Here is a 20,004-nt window from a genome sequence, read left to right as displayed (position 1 = left end):
ATTAAAGCGGCTCCCTTAGAGGGGCCGTTTTTTTGATGGAGAGAATCTCCCTTTTAGCTCATCATTGCCTCTCTGACGTACAAAAATTTGCCCTGGCTCTCCTTTTTTTGTCCATCATCCCCTTAATGACGGACAGAATTTCGGCCTCGCTCTCCTTTTTTTGTCCATCATCGCCTTCATGACGGACAGAAATCCCGCCCGGCTCTCCTTTTTTGTCCGTCATCGCCTTCATGACGGACATAAATCCGCCACGGCCCTCCTTTTTTGTCCGTCATCGCCTTCATGACGGACAGAAATCACCTCTTTTCCTCCTTTTTTATCCGTCATTTTAAGTCACACGAATTTTAAAGAAGGAATTTCCATGTTTTTTCTCTGGGTTTTAAAGGAATTTAATAAGTGTTGAATCAAATCGAAGGAGTGACGTGTTCTATGGCTAACGAAAAGAATAAACAGGGGTTTCCGCCTCAGCATCAGGATCATCAGCCTGGTACGGAGCCGGAGATGCATCCTGAACCGAAATCTGTAGATGAAAATTATAAAGGGTCCGGGAAATTATCTGGCAAGGTTGCTTTGATCACTGGAGGGGATAGTGGCATTGGCAAATCAGTGGCCATCTATTATGCGAAAGAAGGTGCTGATGTAGCAATTGTCTATCTTGAGGAAAGCAATGACGCCAAAACGACGAAGGAGCTTGTTGAGGCTGAGGGCAGGAAATGCCTGCTGCTGTCCGGTGACGTAGGGAGCGAGCAGTTCTGTGAAGATGCTGCCAAGAAAACACTTGATGAGTTCGGCAAAATTGACATCCTTGTCAATAACGCAGCTGAGCAGCATCCGCAAAAGAGCCTGCTTGATATCTCTGCACAGCAGCTGGAGAAGACGTTCCGCACGAATGTATTCTCGATTTTCCATTTGACGAAGGCGGTTCTTCCTCACCTTAAAAAAGGAAGCACAATCATTAACACTTCCTCAATAACAGCCTATAAGGGCAATGAGAAGCTGATTGATTACTCGTCAACAAAAGGGGCGATTGTTTCTTTTACGCGTTCCCTTGCCATGTCCCTTGCGTCTCAGGGCATACGTGTAAACAGCGTAGCGCCAGGACCGATCTGGACTCCGCTTATCCCATCCACATTCACGGCTGAGGAGGTCGCCAAATTTGGCACGAATGCGCCGATGGGACGAGCTGGCCAGCCGTTTGAACTAGCACCGGCCTATGTCTATCTCGCAAGCGATGACTCCACCTATGTAAGCGGACAGACAATCCATGTCAATGGCGGAACGATTGTTAATGGGTAAAAGAAAGAGGCAAAGCGATGCTTTGCCTCTTTCCCTAATTATACAAGCGACTCTTTAGGACGATCGCATGAAAATCTTGTAACAATTTTGAATGGAACAATAATCCGTTTAATTGGCTCATCCGGGTTTTCAATTCTTTGAATCAGGCTCTTGGCTGCCTGGAACCCAAGATCAAAAATGTTAATATCGACAGATGTCAGTGGCGGCCTTGCCATCTCGGCAATCAATACATTATTGAAACTCACAATTGAAATGTCTTTTGGGACCACAATTCCAATTTCATCAAGCTTATTCAAAACTCCCAATGCCATAAGGTCATCGGCAACGACCATCGCGGTTGGCGGATGGTCAAGAGAAAGCAGCATTTCAACGGCATCCTGCCCGCTCTCGCGGAGGAATTCATCATTAATGATGTAATCGTCTACTAACTTGATTCCTGAGTTTCTCAAAGCTTTTTCATAGCCGAGCAGGCGCTCCACCGTCACAACAAGATCGAGATTCCCCCCGATGAAGGCAATGCGGTCATGACCCAGCTGAATCAGATGCTCGGTCACTTCTTTTCCAGCTTTGAAATTATCATTATCAACATAACTTGTATTTTCGTCATCTTTAAAAGGCTTGCCGATTACGACAAATGGAAAATCCCGTTCCTTCAAATATGATATGACCCTGTCTTCTACCTTAGAGTATAAAAGAACCACACCATCCACTCTGCCACCCTGGACCATTGCGACAACACCGTCGAAGATTTCATCATCTGTCTTCCCTGTTGTCATGTGGAGAGCATATTGTTTGGCATGTGCCCCCTCACTTAATCCGGTCAGGACAGTGGGAAAGAATGGGTTCTGAAAGACAACATCAGTCGAGCTTGGCATGACAAGCCCTATTGCCCTGGTTGATTGGCTAGCAAGGCTTCTGGCGATAAAGTTTGGGTGATACCCAAGCTGGTCCATAACCTCCCTGACTCTTTCCTTCGTTTTTTCGCTGATCCTGGGACTATTGGCGATAACACGAGAGACAGTTGAAGGCGCGACATTTGCAACCTTCGCAACATCTTTTATAGTAACAGCCATTAAGTTCCCCTCCCTTTTGCCAGAAAAATTCCTTATCTTTATTATAAATGAATTGTCCAGTTTTTTTGTTTATTTTTTCAAGCCAAGTTTTGGATTGAATTTCCCTATTCTTTACTCCTCTTCCTTCTTTTAAAAAGGAGGAAAATGAAGCCGAAGAAGGCCACATATACAGCACCCATTGCGGCTATATAAGGAATGTTCAATCCTGTTTTCTCGGCGAGTACATAGATTTCAGCTTTCTCCCGCTCGAGCGCCAGATTATATTCCCCATCCTTGCTCCTGACAAGGTCATTCGCCAGCAAACCGCGCAATTCCTTGTCATCCTCCAGCTGATCGGCTGTCAAAGTGACTTGCTGCGTATTTGATGTATTATTGATGGCAATGACTGCTGTTTCATCCTGATAGGTCCGCTTGAAAACAGCCATTCCTTTCTTTTCATAAAAAACCTCAAGATCACCTCTTCTCAATGAAGGCAGATCGTTCCGAAGCTCACCAATTTTCGTGACATAATCAATCAATTCCTTATCAGCCCTGAAGCTCATTTGCCTGCGGTTATCCGGATCTTCTCCGCCATCAAGCGCAATTTCACTTCCATAATAAACAATCGGAATTCCCGGAGCTGTATACATGTAAGTAAGCGCCATTTTCCATCTCGTTCCTGGATGCTGCCTGTTCTGGACAGCTTTCCTTGTGAATCGGACCATATCATGGTTATCGATGAAGTTCCCCATCAGCTCAGGATTTTCATAGATTGTCTTATTTCTTTTCGCCGTGGTCAATAGCCAGTCCAATGTCTGATCTGTTTTTTCAAAAGCCGTCCGCAGCTGTTCATTCAACGGAAAATCTACAAAGCCATCAATTCCGGCTTTATCATACTTGGCAATATAATTCGGATCCTCAGACCAGACCTCGCCGATCAGGTAAAAATCATCTTTGACGCTCTTCACTTCTTTTGAAAAGTCTTCCCAGAAATCAACCGGTACGTGGCGGACAGTATCAAGTCTGTATCCATCGATATCCGTTTCTTCAATCCACCATTTAGCCGCATCCAGCAGATACTTCCTTGTTTCTGGATTTTCCTGTGCTAAATCCGGAAGCCCGTACAGCCAGTTATTCTCAAGCTCATCCTGGTTGTTCCAGTCGATGATATCCTGCTTTTCATGGAACCAGTCCTGCTTGGCCTGATCATTCACCCACTCATGATCAGGAGCAACATGATTAACGACAAAATCAAGGATGATTTTTATATCCCTTTTATGCGCTTCTTGAACAAGCTCTTTGAATTTGTCAACGCTTCCAAAGTGCTCTTCTGTATTATAGAAATCTTTGGTCCAATACCCATGGTAGCCTTTATCGGCATTATCAAATACAGGCGTTAGCCAGATGGCGGTGAATCCCATGTCCTTAATATAGTCCAGCTCGTTGATGACTCCCTGGAAGTCGCCTCCGTGATAGGCCTTCGGGTCATTTGCATCGACCTTGAAATCATTGCTATTGTCACCGTTATTAAAACGGTCAACCATTAGAAAATAAATTGTTTCATCCTGCCATTTGCGTCCTTCTTTTTCAACTGCACCTGCTGGGAGGGCGTAAAAAAGAAGAAACGGAATCAAGATGAAGATGAACTTTTTTTTCATCTCCGCTCCTCCTCATAATTTAAGCAAAGGCCGAACACGGCCTTTGCTTAAAATTTGTCTGCCCTAATAGATTATCCTTTTGTTCCGCCAGCCGTCAATCCTGATACAAAGTATTTCTGGAATGACAGGAACAGGATAGCGATTGGAACGGCAATCAGAACAGCACCAGCCGCGAAGGTCGTGAATTCTGCACCGAACTGTTTGGCTACCATGTCATAAAGTCCAACAGCAAGTGTGTACTTTTCTTCGGTTCTTAGCAGAATCCGTGCAAGGATGAAATCCCCGAATGGAGCGATGAACGCGAACAATGCAACTACTGCGATGATTGGAGTTGCGAGCGGCATGACAATCTGGAAAAAGATGCGCAGGTGTCCAGCACCGTCCATCTTAGCTGATTCATCCAGCTCTTTAGGAATTGTGTCAAGATAGCCCTTCATGAGCCATGTGTTCATCGGGATTGCTCCGCCGACGTATACAAGGATCAACCCTAAGTGTGTGTCAAGCAAGCCAGTCAATAAAGCAAGGATGAAAATCGCAATCAATGCTGCAAAGTTTGGAATCATTTGCAGGATCAGGAATGTCATCAAGCTGTTTTTACGTCCGATAAAACGGTAACGAGAGAATGAATAGGCTGTCAAACTGACAAGGATGACAGTAAACAGCATCGTCAGGACACTTACCTTCAGTGAATTCCAGTACCAGTAAAGGTAAGCACTTTTGCTCGTATCGAAAAGCTCCTTATAATGTGCAAGAGTTGCATTTTTCGGGATGATATTCGAACCGGATAAACTTTGCCCCGGATTGAAGGAAGAGCCGACAATCCAGAGGAGTGGATAAATAATGATGGCAAACATGGCCAAAATCACAAGATACGTTAGTGTCAGTCTGATATATTTCTGTCGTTTGATACTCATATTACATCATATCCTCTTCCTGGAATGATTTCGTTCTCTTGAACTGCCACAAAGCTACACCGATAACGATCAAGGAAAGCAGCATAGTGATGGCAGCAGCTTTTGAATACTGTGCAGATGTCATGGTCAGGCTGTAAATCCACGAAATCAGGATGTCTGTTCCGCCGGCATTTGCGCCTGGCACTGCAGGTCCACCGCCGTTAAAGAGATAAATGATATTAAAATTATTGAAGTTGAATGTGTACTGTGTGATCAAGATTGGCGCAGTTGCGAAAAGCACCAATGGCAATGTGATATTTTTGAACTTCTGGAAGTTTGTCGCGCCGTCCACTGTGGCTGCTTCATACAATTCTTCCGGAATGGATTGAAGTACCCCTGTTGTCATTGCGAAAATGAACGGGAATCCAAGCCATGTCTGAATCAAGATCAAAGCAATTTTTGTATACACTGCTTCAGTCATCCATGGAATCGGGTCAATACCGAACATTCCGAGGATGTCGCGGTTGATGGCACCGAATGATTCGTTGAACATACCGGCGAATACTAGGATTGAAACGAATGCCGGCACTGCCCAAGGAAGGATGAAGACTGTACGGATAATCGCCTTCCCTTTAACATCCTTCTGGTTAACAAGAATGGCCAGGAACATTCCCAAAGCCACCTGGAATGTTGTTGCGACAAATGTCCAAATGATTGTCCATGAAAGAACAGAGAAGAATGTCTGGCGCCAGGATTCCAATTGGAACAAATCAAAGAAGTTTTTAAGTCCGACCCAGTCAACCAATTTGGCAGGCGGTGAATGGTACAGATCATAGTTTGTAAATGCGAGCAAGACTACGAAAATGATTGGGAAAACAACAACGAAAATCAAGAGCAGGAAACCCGGTGACATGATCAGATATGGGAAACCATTGTCGATCAGATTATTGTATTGCTCTTTAACAGTAGTGATGCGTTCTCCTGAGTCTCTTATCAAGCCGACTTTGTATGCGTCATTCAGGTTAAAGAGATAGAAACCGATTCCAAAAAGCAGAACGATGACTGCCAGGATTCCTTTTACCAGCAAGAAGATCGAGTGGTCTCTTGGTGTCTGCTCTCCCAGTGTAAACAGACCCCATAGCCCCATGTTAAGCAGATCTGAGAACACTCCGAAGAATGCGCCAGTCAGGATCAGGAAAGCAATTCCCTTTAAGTATTGTTTGTTGTATAGCTGTCCTAGCCCAGGAATGATCGAAAGGGCTGTTGCTATTCTGCGGTGGTTGGTTTGATAGGACTTCTCTTTCATCCTATATTCCCCTTTCTCTTTCTATAATTGATAAGGCTATTTTCGTAAACATTGCTGGTTCACATTTCAGCTGGCTCACTTTGAACAACCAGGTCTGTGAAGGCAACAACCGCTGCGATAATCCGCCTTGTTAAAAGCATCAGATGCTTTATGAGAACGAATACATTATCTTTCATACAGAAAATCGTTCGTTTCTGTATTTCACTGAAATCTATTGTTTTCACTCTCATGAAGCACCTGATTGACTTATCTCTATTCTAGCGCAACCGTTTGCTCAATGAAAGACTTTTTTACTGCAGTTTTCGTAAACTTTGTGACTTTCCAAATACCTTTTACAAAAAAACACAAAAATTGGAATATACCTTTGGAAAATACAACAGTACCCCCATGGGAGGTACTGCTATATCTATTGATGCTATTATTTTGAATGGTTTTGCTTGATGTTCTGTTCGATTTGCTTCACAGCTGAATCAAGTGCTGCCTTTGGCTCTGCTTTGCCTGTTACAACTGTTTGCAATGCGCTAGCCATTGGTGCCCAAACTTCACCCATTTCAGGAATGTTTGGCATTGGAACTGCGTCTTGAGTCTGAAGTGCAACAGCCTTAGCGCCTTCGTTTTCAGCGATTGCAGGATCGTCAACAAGTGCTACGTTTGTTGGAACTTCAGCAGTTTGCTCGAAACGATACTTAGCGTTCTCGTCGTTCGTGATGAACTCAAGGAACTTAGTAGCCCATTCCTGGTTCTTAGAGTAAGAAGAAACGTGCCAGCCTTTAACACCCATGAAAGTCTTCATTGGAGTGCCATCAGCGAATTTAGGGAATGGAGCAACACCGAAATCGATGCCAGCATCTTTCATGCCGCCGAATGCCCAAGGTCCGTTCATGACAGAAGCAACATTACCTTCGTTGAAAAGACCGTCCATAGCAGATCCGCCGTTTTCACCGATGATTCCGTTAGGGAATAGCTTTTCAGCGTACCACTTCTGGATGTACTCAGTACCTTTTACAGCACCTTCGTTGTTCAAGCCAAGATCTTGAGGGTCAAGAGCTCCGTCTTTTTCCCCGAATACATATCCGCCGTTGCCAGCGATTGGAGCATGTGCAAAGTAGAAGTTATCCCATAGTGCAAGGAAACCATACTTGCCATCTTTAGTGTTAGCTTTTGCGAATTCATAAAGGTCTTCCATTGTAGCAGGAACTTCAGTCATAAGAGCTTTGTTGTAAATGAAAACTGGAGTTTCAGCAGACTTTGGAAGTCCGTATAATTTACCATCGAAAGTTTGTGCAGCTATTGAAGACTCAGAGAAAGTTTTCTTCACATCATCGCTAACATTTAGTTCAGCAATGTGACCTTGAACAGCAAGTTCACCGATCTGGTCATGTGGAAGAGTGATGATGTCCGGGCCAGTTCCAGCAGGACCGTCAAGACGTAATTGCTCTTTCATCTTTGTAGCCATTTCTACTTCTTTGAACTCGATTTTGATACCGTTTTCTTTTTCGAAGTCAGCAGCTACTTTTTCAAGCCAGCCAGACTTATCTTTGTCTTCCCAAACTACCAGCTTCTCTGGTTTAGAAGCATCTTCTGTTTTTTCGCCTTTGCCTTCTGAACCTGTGTTTTCTTCTTCTTTAGGTCCACAAGCAGCAAGAGCACCGACCATTAAGATCAGCATCATGAAAATTGACAATGCCTTTTTCATGTGTATACCCCTCCTAAAAATGTGTAGTTACTTTTTATTGTGCAGATTGTCTCCCAATCTGTGCAAACGTTTGTAATGTTGTTTGCAAGTCTATGAAAACGATTGCACAACCTACCTCTTATTATAAAGACTTAAATCATTTTGACAACTAGTTTTTTTTATTTTTTTTACCGAAATACAGAATTCGTTAATTTTTTGTGAATCAGACTTTTTATAATTGACATTTTAAAAGAGGTGTTCTACCCTTGTTTTAATCTTGAATTAATAATGAAAGGAATGGTTTGTTCTTGTTAAAAGAAGCGATTTATCACCGTCCTAAAGATAATTATGCATACGCTTGCACTAATGAAGAATTACATATCCGCATCCGAACGAAAAAGGATGACATGAAAGAAGTTTCCCTATTAAATGGCGATCCTTATGATTGGTCCGATGGAAGTTGGAACTCGAACACCGTTCCGATGATTAAAAGTGGTTCCGATCAGTTATTCGATTATTGGTTTGTCTCGATAAAACCGCCTTATAGAAGGATGCGCTATGGATTTGAATTGAACGATGGCACTGAAACCGTTTATCTGACCGAAAAGGGTTTTTATTCAGAACCGCCTGAGGATACTGGCTTCTATTATGCTTTTCCATACTTGAATAATATTGATGTCTTCCGTGCTCCTTCATGGGTGAAAGATACGGTCTGGTATCAAATCTTCCCTGAAAGATTCGGCAATGGCGATTCATCAAATGATCCCGAAGGCGCTTTGCCATGGGGCAGTGCAGCGCCTGAACGAGATAACTTTTTCGGCGGCGACCTCGAAGGCGTCATCCAGAATATCGACTATCTGGCGGATCTAGGCATATCCGGTATCTATTTTACGCCGATTTTCAAAGCCTATTCGAACCATAAATACGATACCATCGATTACATGGAGCTAGACCCACAATTCGGTGATAATGATACGCTAAAGCGTTTAATCCAGGTTTGCCATGAAAAAGGAATCAAGGTCATGCTCGATGCGGTGTTCAACCATAGCGGATTCTATTTCCCACAGTTCCAGGATGTATTGGAGAAGGGTGAAGAATCTCCATATAAGGATTGGTTCCATATTTGGGAGTTCCCAGTCGTAACAGAGCCGAAGCCAAAGTATGACACATTCGCTTTTGAAAAAGCGATGCCGAAGCTGAATACAGAAAATCCTGAAGTGATTCAATACCTGCTCGAAGTCGGGCGCTACTGGGTGCGTGAATTCGATATTGATGGCTGGAGACTGGATGTTGCAAATGAAGTCGACCACTCGTTCTGGAGAAAATTCCGTTCTGAAGTGAAAGCCATCAAACCTGACCTCTACATCCTTGGCGAAATCTGGCACGACTCGATGCCTTGGCTGCGAGGCGACCAGTTCGACGCGGTCATGAACTATCCATTCACGACCAATATCCTGAACCTGTTTGCCCGAGGTTCGATTACCGTAAAAGAATTCATTGAAAACATGACGACAGTCAACCATATGTACCCGAAGAACGTCAACGAGGTTGCGTTCAACTTGATCGGCAGTCATGATACACCAAGGATCCTGACCGAATGCGGCGGTGACGAAGACAAAGTAAAACAAATCTTCACTGTATTACTATCCTATATTGGTACTCCGTGTATCTATTATGGAGATGAAATCGGCATGAGCGGCCCGCAGGATCCAGGCTGCCGCGAATGCATGAAGTGGAATGAAGAAGATCAGAACAAGGATATGTTCGAACATGTCCAGAAGATGATTCGTCTCCGCAAGGAATATCCTCTTCTGGCGAATGAAGGTGAGCTGCACTTCATTCCATCCGATTACCATGAAAGCTGCTTCGCCTATACAAAATCAAATGGCCAGACGACTATTTTGGTCGTCGTGAATATGAGCGATCAAGAAGCCAATTATCACCTGCCATTCAATTTAAATGGCAAAAAAATCACCAATATCTATACTGGCGAAGAATATGCTGCTGAAAGCGATGATTTGACAGCCACGATTGCCGCAAATGGATTCGCATTGTTCCAATTTTAAGATAGTGGGCCCCTTTCCAGTTGTGGGAAGGGGTTTACTCTTTTTTATGCTTCGTTATTCTTTTCATATTTAGTATAGATTTTAACTATTATCGGAATTAGTGCAGGGTTTCGCGGAATCTTTTTTGTTTTTCACATAATTAAGGTAGGATTGCAGTGAATTTCTTCTAAAAGTTAGCGGATTTTATTCTCCTCAAAATATCCTGATCTACAAATTTTTTTCGAAAAACGAAGGTTTTTCACTTCAAATCCCTTCCAGAGTCTGTATAATAAAAGAATTACAACTTGGAGATGTGTAACATGAAGAAAAAAACTGCTAAACTATCGTTATTTGCCATTACATGGCCTCTATTTATTGAAATTATGCTATATATGCTGATGGGGAATGCGGACACGCTGATGCTGTCCCAGTATTCGGATAACTCTGTCGCAGCTGTAGGGGTTTCCAATCAAATCCTTTCCATGGTCATCGTCATGTTCGGCTTCATCGCCACCGGTACGGCCATCCTGGTTGCACAGAATTTAGGGGCGGAACGGGACAATGACGCGCGGGAAATTTCCTCTGTCTCAATCGGGGCGAACCTTGTCTTTGGATTGATCCTGAGTGGGGCTGTGTTCATTTTTAGCGAGCAATTGCTTAACCTGATGGATCTTCCTCCTGAATTGTTTGAAGAGGCCAACTCCTACTTGAGGATTGTCGGCGGATTTTCATTCATCCAGTCGCTGATCATGACCGTCAGCAGCATCATCCGCAGCTATGGCTTCACGCGTGATATCATGTATGTCACCATCGGCATGAACGTGCTGAACGTCATCGGCAACTATTTCTTCATCTTCGGTCCCTTCGGTTTTCCCGTACTTGGGGTTGAAGGTGTAGCGATATCCACCACTGTCAGCCGAATCATCGGATTGCTCGCTGCAATTTTTGTCATGACAAAACGGGTTCCTGGATCGCTGCCATTGTCGATGCTGTTTAGTTTTCCAAAGAAACATCTAAAGAACCTGCTCAATATCGGGATTCCTTCAGCCGGCGAGCACCTAAGCTATAATGGCTCGCAGATGGTGATCACTTATTTTATCGCCACCCTTGGAACCCAGGCACTGACCGCAAAGGTTTATACACAAAATGTCATGATGTTCATCTTCCTTTTCAGTATTGCGATCAGTCAGGGAACACAGATTTTAATTGGCCATATGGTCGGGGCAAAAGAAGTTGAGAACGCTTATAAACGAGCATTAAAAAGTTTAAAACTTGCGATATTGATTTCGATCTTCGCGGCAGTGGCCGTTTCTTTCTTTTCAAAAAACCTGCTGGGAATCTTCACTGACAATATGAGCATCATCGAACTTGGCACCACATTGATCCTGCTTACCATCATCCTTGAGCCAGGCAGATCTTTCAATTTAGTCCTGATCAGTTCATTAAGGGCTGCTGGCGATGTGAAATTCCCCGTCTATATGGGAATTCTGTCAATGTGGGGAGTCAGCGTGACGCTCTCCTATTTCCTCGGAATCTATCTGGAAATGGGACTCGTCGGCATCTGGATCGCCTTCATCGCCGACGAATGGCTGCGCGGACTGCTGATGCTGTGGCGCTGGAGATCGAGGGTTTGGGTGAAAAAGTCGTTTGTAGCTGCAAAATAGATTAAATTAGGCGTTTCGGTAACCAAAGGAGTACTTAAACGCACTTTTTACAAAATAAATGTCGACTTGGAAAGTCATTTTCACAGTTTTATAGTAAAAAATTTATTTATATAGCGAAAATCATGATTTTATAGCGACTTTTTTATTAATATAGCGAAAAGCAAATTTTTATAGCGATTTTATGATTTATATAGCGAAAATTGAATTTTTATAGCGAATTGGTAATTATCATCGATTTTTACCAGTTACATAAAAAACTTCAGGCAATTCAACATTTGCCTGAAGTCCGATGCAAGCCCTATCCCAGGGCTTGCTTTTTTAATCTGCAATATTAATATTATAGTCCCTGAACCAGATATGAATCTGGGCTAGCTGTGCCAGCAGCTGCGGGCCGGTCATCAGCTGGCCGAACCATGGCACTTTGAAGGAAGCGCCCTCGGTTTCGATCATTTTTTGCAGTGTGGCTCTGTCGAAGAATTCATGCAGCGCACTGTTCGAATCGGCCATGAAGTCTGACAGCATTCCCTGTACTGCCTGAGTATAGGCAGGATGGTGTGTCTTCGGATAAGGACTCTTTTTCCGGTATAATACTTCATCAGGCAAGGTGCCTTCCAATGCCTTGCGCAAGATTCCTTTTTCCCGGTTGCCGTGCATCTTCATCTCCCATGGGATATTCCAGACATATTCGACAAGGCGATGGTCGGCAAACGGAACCCTTACTTCAAGGCTCGCCCCCATGCTCATTCGGTCTTTCCTGTCGAGGAGGGTCGTCATGAACCAGATGATATTTAAATAGAATAATTGTCTCCGCTTTGCATCGATCTGGTTCTCCCCGTCAAGTACGGGCACCTCTGCTATCGTCTCATTGAATTTCGCCATCATGTAATCTTCCAGACTCAATTTTTTCCGCCAGTGGTCTCTCAGCATATTCTGCCGTTCATTAATCGACCTCATCCACGGGAATCCTTGCCGGTTCAGGTCATCTTCGCGGTGAAACCAAGGATATCCTCCAAAGATCTCATCTGCACATTCACCTGAAAGTCCTACGGTAAAATCCTGTTTGATTTCACGGCAGAACCAGAGCAAGGATGAATCGATGTCTGCCATTCCCGGCAGGTCCCGGACATGCACGGCTTCTGTCAGATAGTCTGCCAGATCGTGCTGTGAAATGACGCTATTATGATGAACGGTCCCGAATGTTTCCGTCATCTTATTGATCCAGTAGGCATCGGCATTAGGCTGGAACTCATTTTCCTTAAAAAACTGATCATTGCCTTCATAATCGATCGAGTAAGTGTGCAGGCTCCCCTTGCCCTCCGCCTTATAATGGTTCGCGGCGATCGCCGTGATGGCGCTTGAATCCAGGCCGCCGGAAAGGAATGTACATAGCGGAACATCGGAAACAAGCTGCCTGGTTACGGCGTCTGTGAACAGTTCACGTACCTTCTCAGACGTTTCTTCCAGACTGTCTTTGTGCTCTTCACTTTTAACGTTCCAGTATCTCCACACCTTCAGCCCATTTTTTGAAAAAATGAGTCCATGTCCTGGACGCAGTTCCTTCATATTTTTAAAAATACCAGCTCCTGGCGAACGGGATGGCCCGAGCCCAAAAACCTCGCAAAGTCCTTCCCTGTCTACTTCCGGCTTCACCTCAGGATGAGCCAGCAGCGCCTTTTGTTCAGAAGCAAACATAAGACCTGATACTGTTTCAATAAAAAAGAGCGGCTTTACACCAAGGCGGTCACGCCCGATGAACAGCTTTTCCTCCTGATGATCCCAAACGGCAAAGGCAAAAATCCCATTTAAATGATCGAGGCAATTTTCCTTCCATTCCATGAAAGAATTGAGCAAAACCTCTGTATCAGAATGGCCGTTAAAAGAATATCCTTTTAATAGCAGTGCTTTTCTGAGGTCTTCAGTATTATACAGTTCTCCGTTATAACAAATGGTATAACGGCTGTCTCCCTGTGCCCTGGTCATTGGCTGCTTGCCTCCCTCGGGGTCGACAACCACCAGCCTTTTATGGCCCAGCGCAGCATGTTGTGAAGTCCATACATTGGTATCATCAGGACCTCTTTTACTTAAAGTTTCCGCCATTTTTGCAATCGTCTTATGCTCATTGTCCAGATTTTTCCGATAGTCTACCCAGCCAGTTATTCCACACATTTATGATCATCCCTTCTAAGCGGAACTTTTGTGCCAATCAAAAAAATACGTTCTCAAACGCGATAATCGCTTAAGCATTACTCATCTTATGCAGTAAGATCCAAACTGGTTAATCGCCTAACTTTTAAATCATGTTATAAATTCGCCAAAATCTGTCTACAAAGAAGGTGAGCGACAATTAATGGAGGATCCAAATGAATCGACAACAACGAAGCAATTTAATTGAATTCCAGCCCCGGTCTTTCAATTCCGGGACCGTAGAATATATTAATTCACAATGGGTTTTCTTTGATGAAGAAACGGATGAAGCCGCACTTGTTGAGGAGTTTATCCACCAGGAAGTTGAAGTCCAGCGAAACAGCAAATGGTGCAAGGGATTTTTGCTCGATAACGGAAGCATTCAGACTGGCAATGAAACCATTTCTTTGATAGACCAGGAAATGATCAGGATCAGGAAACAGCTGATCTATTCTTTCGAGCGTCTGCTGGATGAATTGAATGATGAGGCATTTGTCCAATTCATCCATACATTGAATTCGTTAAATTTCTCCATCTATGATTGCATCTATTGTTATAACCATCTGACATTCCTTGATCATGAAACAGGAAGATCCGGAGTGAATTTTTTGATTTTCGACAACGAAGAATACATCTGCAGCGTACAGCATCACTTTGATTATTTTGAAATACAGAATGACCGGTTTGAACTGACCTTGAACAACGGGAAGCGGACCGTGATCGAAAGGATTTCCTAAACTGCGAAAAAGCCTGCATTCGATGTGAATGCAGGCTTTTCTGTATTGGCTCTTTTCAGGAATGCTTCCAAAACGGGCATGGCAAAATATTCGTAAAGACAGAATTCAATTTTACTTATTGAGCCTTCTTATTTTACCGTGTAGGCAATGTTTTCAATTGTCCTGAAACCTTTTTCGAAGGCATCCGTGTCGAGCGGTTTCTGGATATAGTAACCCTGCGCATAATGGCAGTCCAGGTCTCTCAAGATGTTCATCTGTTCATGTGTTTCTACGCCCTCAGCAACAATCTTCACTGCTAGTCCCTGCCCCATGGTGATGATTGCCTTGACGATGGCAATATCAGAAGGATCGTCATGCAGATTATTGATGAAGGACTGGTCGATTTTTAACGTATCGATCGGCAAATTGCGTAAATAGCTTAATGACGAATAACCTGTCCCAAAATCATCGATTGATACCTTCACACCGAGCTCCTGTAATGACTTCATGACGGAAATGCTGTAAACAATATCCTTCAGCATCGCGCTTTCTGTCAATTCCAGAGAGAGGTATCCAGGGTTAAGCCCGGAAAATTTCAGAGCCTCAATCACCTGGCCGATAAAAGCATGCTGCTGAAATTGATAGGCTGAGACATTAACAGAAATCCCGAGATTCGGGAATCCATTTTGCTGCCAGTACTTTGTCTGAACACATGCTGTTGTCAGTACCCAGGCGCCAATCTCCTCAATCAACCCTGTCTCCTCGGCGAGTGGAATAAACTGCGCCGGTGACACAAGTCCAAGATGCGGGTGCTGCCAGCGGATGAGGGCTTCTGTACAGGTGATTTCCCCTGATTTCAAGTCCATCAACGGCTGGTAGCAGAGATGAAATTCATTTTTTTGCAATGCTTTCCTTAAGTAGCTTTCCAGCTCCAGGCGCACCATTGCCTGGTCATTCATCCCGGTTGAAAAATAAGTGATCTTATTCCCGCCCTGATTTTTTGAACGGTTCATCGCGATATCAGCATTTTTCAGCAGGGTATGCTCATCGAGGCCATCCCCCGGAAATGAGCTGATCCCAATGCTGGCCGTGACAATAAATTCCTGATTCTGGTGATATAAAGGCATTGAGATAAGCTTTTGCAATTCTCTTGCCATCCTGGTCGTCTGATCGATCCTGACATCCTCTGTCAGGAGCATCGTGAATTTATCGCCACTGAATCTGCCAAGATAGGCACCTTTTGGTATCTGATTCTGGATTCTGTCAGCCAGCTGCTTCAAAACAATGTCACCCGCATAATGTCCAAGACTGTCATTAATGATTTTGAAGCGGTCAATATCAATAACAAGGACCGCCAGCAGTTCTTTTTTATGCTTAGCGCGGTGGATCATTTCCTCCAGCTGTTCCGTGAATCTCATCCTGTTGGGCAAACCAGTATCCTGGTCATAATAGGCAAGCTGGATGATTCTTTCCTCTGTCTTTTTTTGATGGGTGATATTCCTGCCGATTCCATATGTTCCTACACACGATCCATTGACCGTGATTGGGATGTTTTTCATCTGGAAAATCTGGGACTCACCGCTCTTGATCTGGATCTCGATGGTATAGGTCTGATCTTTTCCTTTTAACGCCTGAATAAAATGCAATTTTGCACGATGAACGTCTTCTGGATTGATAAAATTCAGCGCAGACCTGCCAATAAGTTCGCTTTCATCATAGCCGAAGGTTTTCATGAACGCCCGGTTAACACTTGTGAAATTCCCGTTCAAATCTGTCGAATAGACAAAATCTCCATTATTGTCAAATAGGGACCGATAATATTGTTCGGAAACCTCAAGGCTTTCATTAAGGTGAAGGATGTCTTGTTGCGTAGTTGCCAGCAAGTGGGTCAATGTGTTGATGGTGTGCTGGTCGTGGCGCCCTGGATTGAGCTCTTGTTTGTTGAAAGCAGTAAAAGAGATAAGATATGGATGCTCATCGTGAAGATTCCCTTTTGCTTCACAACAAAGAACAGCAGATACAGGAAGCTGCTTTTTAAGGAATTGCTGAAGGTGTTTAAGCTTCCCTGCTTCTGTATAAAAAATTTGCACTAATAGATTGGCATGCTCTTTGAATGAATTGCTCTCTATAAAGCTATTAAGTTGTCTGTCACTTTCGTAAACGCAGCTTTTTGTCGTAGCCATTGCATTCTCCATATTCTATATTTCTCCAATATCCCTACCTCTTAAATTACCATAACTAACTGGGCGAAGATATGACAAAAATAGAAAAGCTGTCCATTTCTGGACAGCTTTTTTTCGACAAATCGTATTTAGAACAAATCTGTTCCGAGTGGCAGTGAGAAACCCAAATAAAGTACAAGCAGGATTGCTACGATGAATTGAACCCACAAAATAGAAGCCTTTTCGTTCTTTCTTGTACGGATCAAGATCATTTCAAGCATAGAGATGACCCACAGGCCAACCGCTGCTTTCAGCACATACATAATGTTGATATTGATGCTGAAAAGAAGCCAGAAGCCAGTCAATAGAATCAGCACGTAAAATAATCTAAGGACCATCTGGACAATTTTCGCGCCCTTTTCTTTACCGCTTTTATGTAGTCCCAGTGCTACGAAGAATAAAACCAAAGCCAAAAACCAGGCTGTCATATGGGCATGTATCATGTACCCGTCCTCCTAATAGTAAAGTCTAAAATATCATATCATATTCAATCCGAATTTCATAAGTATAAGGTAGTTTTGAACTCATTAAAAAAAGAGACACCCTATTCAGGATGTCCCCCAGCCATTACATGGCCAAATCGGTTTGTTGCGGTTCTTCTTTTGTCTTAAATAAATAGACAGTTACAGACATCAAAGCAAACAGGATCAGAAAACCAAGAAGAATACCCAGGTTCGTCAAGGCCATTGAAAAATCATTTAGTGAAATCAGAGCTTTAAATCCTGCAATCGAATAAGTAAATGGCAGGTAAGCACTTAAATTTCGTAGGTTCTCTGGCAGCATATCAATTGGAAGATTTGCTCCAGTTGTCGAAAGCTGCATGACAACCAATGCCAGTAAAATGAAACGGCCGATATTACCAAACAAAGCAAAGAACATAACGATTGCCGCAAAAACAATACTAACCAGTATAGCGAACATTATGAATCCAACTGGGTTTGTAACCTGCAATCCCAGGAATGCGAGGACTACAATGGATAGAAGGATTGCCTGTACCACGGCAAGGGACGCGAGATTCAAAAATTTAACTAAGAACCAGCTCACCTTGGATACATTTGGTTCCTGAGGCTTGTTGAAATTGATGAACATTGACATGATTAAAATCCCCACGAATAATGCAAGTGTCATCACATATGGCGCAGTAGAATCTCTGTAAAGAGAATAACCGTTGACTTTGTTACTAATTAGTTCAACTGGTGAAGCGAACATGCCGATATTTTTTTCATTAGCTTTAATCTTACCGGTTTCCTCAGCTCCATCCTTTAATCCGGCAGCCAATTCACCACTGCCATAATAAAGTTTCCCTGCTCCTTCATTCAGTTTTGTTACTCCATCAGTTAGATCTCCCCAGCCTTTTTCCACGCTGGCATTCCCGTCGCTGACTTGGACCACTCCTGAATGAATCTTGGAAGCTCCAGCTGTCAGCTCTCGCCATCCCTTATCTACGGTAGCATTTCCATCGCTGACCTGAGTTGCTCCTGAATTGATTTTAGATGCACCTGCAGTTAGCTCCTTCCAGCCTTTATCTACAGTTTGATTTCCTGCCGATATTAGGGCTGCACCGCCATCAAGCTCTTTGACTCCCGCTGTAATGGTTCCCCATCCTGCATTTACGGACTTGTTTCCTGCAGCTAATTGAGATGTTCCATCATGAAGCAACCCGACCTTAGTGATCATTTCATCCCAGCCTGCCGCGACACTTGCAGTTCCGGCAGCCAGGACCGGGGCTTTTGCTGCTAAATCAGCTACCCCAGAGTTGAGCAATGTCTGCCCAACCACCATTTTATTGATTCCATCGGCAAGCGAGCCGTCAACAGGAGGATTATTTTCTTTTAATGCGCCAGCCACTAGCTGAGCGGTGCCATTTACCTGTCCTAGAGTCCCATTAATTTCTTCAACTTTTGTTATAATATCAACAATCTTTGGATCACCTTCTAACTCTGAATGATTTTGTATTAATTGCTGTAAAAGTTCTTTAAGTTCGCCAGTCTTAATTGTAGCTACATTGACTCCATTAACTACACCTCTAGCACCTGGTTCAATTTGGGTCTTAACAGCCTGTTGTGCCCCTTGCAGTCCAGCTAAAACCCTTTCTGTACCAGCCTTAAGTTCGGGCATTTTTTCTTCTAACTGCTTACCTCCTGCAGCCAGTTGAGTGATACCCGGCTGTCCGTCTTTCAGCTTTTGCAGAAGCAATCCAGTCCCTGCATTTACATCTGCTGATCCGTCCGCCAGCTTGGTTATGTCTGAGGATTTTTCATTTAGAGAGCTTAACAGCAGACCAGTCCCATCTTTCAGGTCTTTTGACCCGTTTGCAAGTTTTGTAATATCGCTTTGTTTAGATTTCAAGCTTCCTGCCAATTGAGCAGTACCGGCTGCGAGCTCCTTTGAACCGTTAGCCAGCTCGGAAATACTTCCTTGTTTTCCGGCTAATGTGCCGGCCAATTGTCCTGTACCGCTTTTGAGTTCCAGAGTTCCGGCCGCAAGCTTGGAAATATCAGCTGACTTCTCATTAAGAGAAGTTAATAAAAGCCCAGTTCCATCTTGAAGGTCAGCTGTTCCATCATGCAATTGCGCAGATCCATCAGCAGCTGTCTTAAATCCATCTGATACTTCACCAAGATTCGCGAAAATATTATTCGCATATTTTTCCGTTATCTTGTTCGCCAGCTTCTCCCTTAACTTTTCAGTAGCACTTTTTGTGACCTGCGCAGCCATGAAATTCAGGCCTTCATTCTGGATATACTTGAGTTCCAACTTTTTCGGATCAGGTTCTAGGACCGTCGTCACTCTTTCAGAGAAGTCTTCTGGAATTTCAATCACCATGTAATATTTAAAGCTTTCCAACCCTTTTTCTGCTTCCTGTGAATCTACAAACTTCCAGCCTAAGTCATTGCTTTTCTTCAAGTCTGCCACAAGGTCTTCCCCGACATTAAGGGGCTCGTTCCCGGACATGGCTCCTTTGTCATTATTGACAACAGCAACTGGCAGATTGGAGAGATTATCATACGGCTCCCAATCTGGAGACAGCAGTATACCGCCATAAACGATTGGCACCAATAAAGCTGCTATAACGGAATAGAGTACCCCTTTACTAGATGCCAGCTGGGACATTTGGGCCAAAAACAAGCTAAACCAATTCATTCTTACTCCCCCATGAGATTTTATATATATATTAAAGCGACTGAATGAGTATTCAATCACTGCCACAAATATATTCTCATATATAGGTAAATTCTCCTGCTAAGAATACTGAAAATAAAAAATATTTTTAAAATTATAATAAAATAATA

15 protein-coding genes are annotated in these 20,004 nt (G+C 43.5%); 4 read left to right on the top strand and 11 right to left on the bottom strand.

The window, feature by feature from the left end; all coding sequences use genetic code 11:
* Nucleotides 1-61: 61 nt before the first annotated feature.
* A complete protein-coding gene (locus J7E38_RS04055) occupies nucleotides 62-241 on the bottom strand; it encodes a hypothetical protein (protein ID WP_214704932.1) in 180 nt (59 codons plus the stop codon).
* 188 nt (nucleotides 242-429) lie between these two features.
* Here J7E38_RS04055 and J7E38_RS04050 point away from each other — a divergent pair, with 188 nt between their 5' ends.
* Nucleotides 430-1,296 carry an SDR family oxidoreductase gene (locus J7E38_RS04050; RefSeq protein WP_214704933.1) on the top strand — a complete coding sequence of 289 codons (867 nt, stop codon included), beginning with the start codon at nucleotides 430-432 and terminating at the stop codon, nucleotides 1,294-1,296.
* Nucleotides 1,297-1,334: 38 nt separating this feature from the next.
* Here J7E38_RS04050 and J7E38_RS04045 read toward each other — a convergent pair whose 3' ends face one another.
* The 6 genes from J7E38_RS04045 to J7E38_RS04020 all read right to left on the bottom strand — a co-directional run bounded on the left by J7E38_RS04045 (nucleotide 1,335) and on the right by J7E38_RS04020 (nucleotide 7,901).
* On the bottom strand, nucleotides 1,335-2,369 hold the full coding sequence (locus tag J7E38_RS04045; protein ID WP_214704934.1) for a LacI family DNA-binding transcriptional regulator: 1,035 nt from the start codon (nucleotides 2,367-2,369) through the stop codon (nucleotides 1,335-1,337).
* 104 nt (nucleotides 2,370-2,473) lie between these two features.
* On the bottom strand, nucleotides 2,474-4,006 hold the full coding sequence (locus tag J7E38_RS04040) for an alpha-amylase family glycosyl hydrolase (RefSeq protein ID WP_214704935.1): 1,533 nt from the start codon (nucleotides 4,004-4,006) through the stop codon (nucleotides 2,474-2,476).
* Between the two features lie 71 nt (nucleotides 4,007-4,077).
* Entirely contained in the window at nucleotides 4,078-4,920 is an 843-nt protein-coding gene (locus J7E38_RS04035) for a sugar ABC transporter permease (protein WP_214704936.1), read from the bottom strand.
* 1 nt (nucleotide 4,921) lies between these two features.
* Entirely contained in the window at nucleotides 4,922-6,205 is a 1,284-nt protein-coding gene (locus tag J7E38_RS04030; RefSeq protein WP_214704937.1) for a carbohydrate ABC transporter permease, read from the bottom strand.
* A 59-nt stretch (nucleotides 6,206-6,264) separates the two neighbouring features.
* Nucleotides 6,265-6,429 (bottom strand): hypothetical protein, encoded by a 165-nt coding sequence (locus tag J7E38_RS04025; RefSeq protein ID WP_214704938.1) that lies wholly within the window; start codon nucleotides 6,427-6,429, stop codon nucleotides 6,265-6,267.
* 194 nt (nucleotides 6,430-6,623) lie between these two features.
* Nucleotides 6,624-7,901, bottom strand: coding sequence for a sugar ABC transporter substrate-binding protein (locus J7E38_RS04020; RefSeq protein ID WP_214704939.1), 1,278 nt, complete (start codon nucleotides 7,899-7,901; stop codon nucleotides 6,624-6,626).
* Nucleotides 7,902-8,188: 287 nt separating this feature from the next.
* Between J7E38_RS04020 and J7E38_RS04015 the strand changes: the two genes are divergently transcribed.
* Together J7E38_RS04015 and J7E38_RS04010 are read left to right on the top strand one after the other, a co-directional pair.
* Nucleotides 8,189-9,946, top strand: coding sequence for an alpha-glycosidase (locus J7E38_RS04015; RefSeq protein ID WP_214704940.1), 1,758 nt, complete (start codon nucleotides 8,189-8,191; stop codon nucleotides 9,944-9,946).
* Nucleotides 9,947-10,245: 299 nt separating this feature from the next.
* Nucleotides 10,246-11,589, top strand: coding sequence for an MATE family efflux transporter (locus tag J7E38_RS04010; RefSeq protein WP_214704941.1), 1,344 nt, complete (start codon nucleotides 10,246-10,248; stop codon nucleotides 11,587-11,589).
* Between the two features lie 318 nt (nucleotides 11,590-11,907).
* Here J7E38_RS04010 and asnB read toward each other — a convergent pair whose 3' ends face one another.
* Entirely contained in the window at nucleotides 11,908-13,755 is a 1,848-nt protein-coding gene (gene asnB / locus J7E38_RS04005; RefSeq protein WP_214704942.1) for an asparagine synthase (glutamine-hydrolyzing), read from the bottom strand.
* Between the two features lie 194 nt (nucleotides 13,756-13,949).
* On the opposite strand from asnB, the gene J7E38_RS04000 reads away from it, so the two are divergent.
* A complete protein-coding gene (locus J7E38_RS04000; RefSeq protein ID WP_214704943.1) occupies nucleotides 13,950-14,510 on the top strand; it encodes a DUF2777 domain-containing protein in 561 nt (186 codons plus the stop codon).
* A gap of 128 nt (nucleotides 14,511-14,638) precedes the next feature.
* Here J7E38_RS04000 and J7E38_RS03995 read toward each other — a convergent pair whose 3' ends face one another.
* The 3 genes from J7E38_RS03995 to J7E38_RS03985 form a co-directional block, all read right to left on the bottom strand.
* The gene (locus tag J7E38_RS03995) at nucleotides 14,639-16,672 is read right to left on the bottom strand and encodes a putative bifunctional diguanylate cyclase/phosphodiesterase (protein ID WP_214704944.1); all 2,034 of its coding nucleotides are present in this window, start codon (nucleotides 16,670-16,672) and stop codon (nucleotides 14,639-14,641) included.
* Between the two features lie 128 nt (nucleotides 16,673-16,800).
* Nucleotides 16,801-17,154: a YisL family protein gene (locus J7E38_RS03990; RefSeq protein WP_214704945.1), complete on the bottom strand. Its 354-nt coding sequence runs from the start codon at nucleotides 17,152-17,154 to the stop codon at nucleotides 16,801-16,803.
* A gap of 124 nt (nucleotides 17,155-17,278) precedes the next feature.
* Nucleotides 17,279-19,855, bottom strand: a complete 2,577-nt coding sequence (locus J7E38_RS03985) for a YhgE/Pip family protein (RefSeq protein WP_214704946.1) — start codon at nucleotides 19,853-19,855, stop codon at nucleotides 17,279-17,281.
* Nucleotides 19,856-20,004 lie beyond the last annotated feature (149 nt).

The organism is Bacillus sp. ISL-35 (assembly GCF_018613355.1).
Taxonomy (GTDB): Bacteria; Bacillota; Bacilli; order Bacillales; family Cytobacillaceae; genus Mesobacillus.
The sequence above is the reverse complement of the archived record's forward strand: the minus strand, read 5'-3'. Positions and strand labels throughout refer to the sequence as shown.

What these genes read in the sequence shown, in the direction of transcription:
- J7E38_RS04020 (WP_214704939.1), bottom strand. Translation starts at nt 7,901, where the DNA reads ATGAAAAAGGCATTGTCAATTTTCATGATGCTGATCTTAATGGTCGGT.
- J7E38_RS04055 (WP_214704932.1), bottom strand. Translation starts at nt 241, where the DNA reads ATGTCCGTCATGAAGGCGATGACGGACAAAAAAGGAGAGCCGGGCGGG.
- J7E38_RS04045 (WP_214704934.1), bottom strand. Translation starts at nt 2,369, where the DNA reads ATGGCTGTTACTATAAAAGATGTTGCGAAGGTTGCAAATGTCGCGCCT.
- J7E38_RS04030 (WP_214704937.1), bottom strand. Translation starts at nt 6,205, where the DNA reads ATGAAAGAGAAGTCCTATCAAACCAACCACCGCAGAATAGCAACAGCC.
- J7E38_RS03985 (WP_214704946.1), bottom strand. Translation starts at nt 19,855, where the DNA reads ATGAATTGGTTTAGCTTGTTTTTGGCCCAAATGTCCCAGCTGGCATCT.
- J7E38_RS03995 (WP_214704944.1), bottom strand. Translation starts at nt 16,672, where the DNA reads ATGGCTACGACAAAAAGCTGCGTTTACGAAAGTGACAGACAACTTAAT.
- asnB (WP_214704942.1), bottom strand. Translation starts at nt 13,755, where the DNA reads ATGTGTGGAATAACTGGCTGGGTAGACTATCGGAAAAATCTGGACAAT.
- J7E38_RS04050 (WP_214704933.1), top strand. Translation starts at nt 430, where the DNA reads ATGGCTAACGAAAAGAATAAACAGGGGTTTCCGCCTCAGCATCAGGAT.
- J7E38_RS04040 (WP_214704935.1), bottom strand. Translation starts at nt 4,006, where the DNA reads ATGAAAAAAAAGTTCATCTTCATCTTGATTCCGTTTCTTCTTTTTTAC.
- J7E38_RS04000 (WP_214704943.1), top strand. Translation starts at nt 13,950, where the DNA reads ATGAATCGACAACAACGAAGCAATTTAATTGAATTCCAGCCCCGGTCT.
- J7E38_RS03990 (WP_214704945.1), bottom strand. Translation starts at nt 17,154, where the DNA reads ATGATACATGCCCATATGACAGCCTGGTTTTTGGCTTTGGTTTTATTC.
- J7E38_RS04010 (WP_214704941.1), top strand. Translation starts at nt 10,246, where the DNA reads ATGAAGAAAAAAACTGCTAAACTATCGTTATTTGCCATTACATGGCCT.
- J7E38_RS04035 (WP_214704936.1), bottom strand. Translation starts at nt 4,920, where the DNA reads ATGAGTATCAAACGACAGAAATATATCAGACTGACACTAACGTATCTT.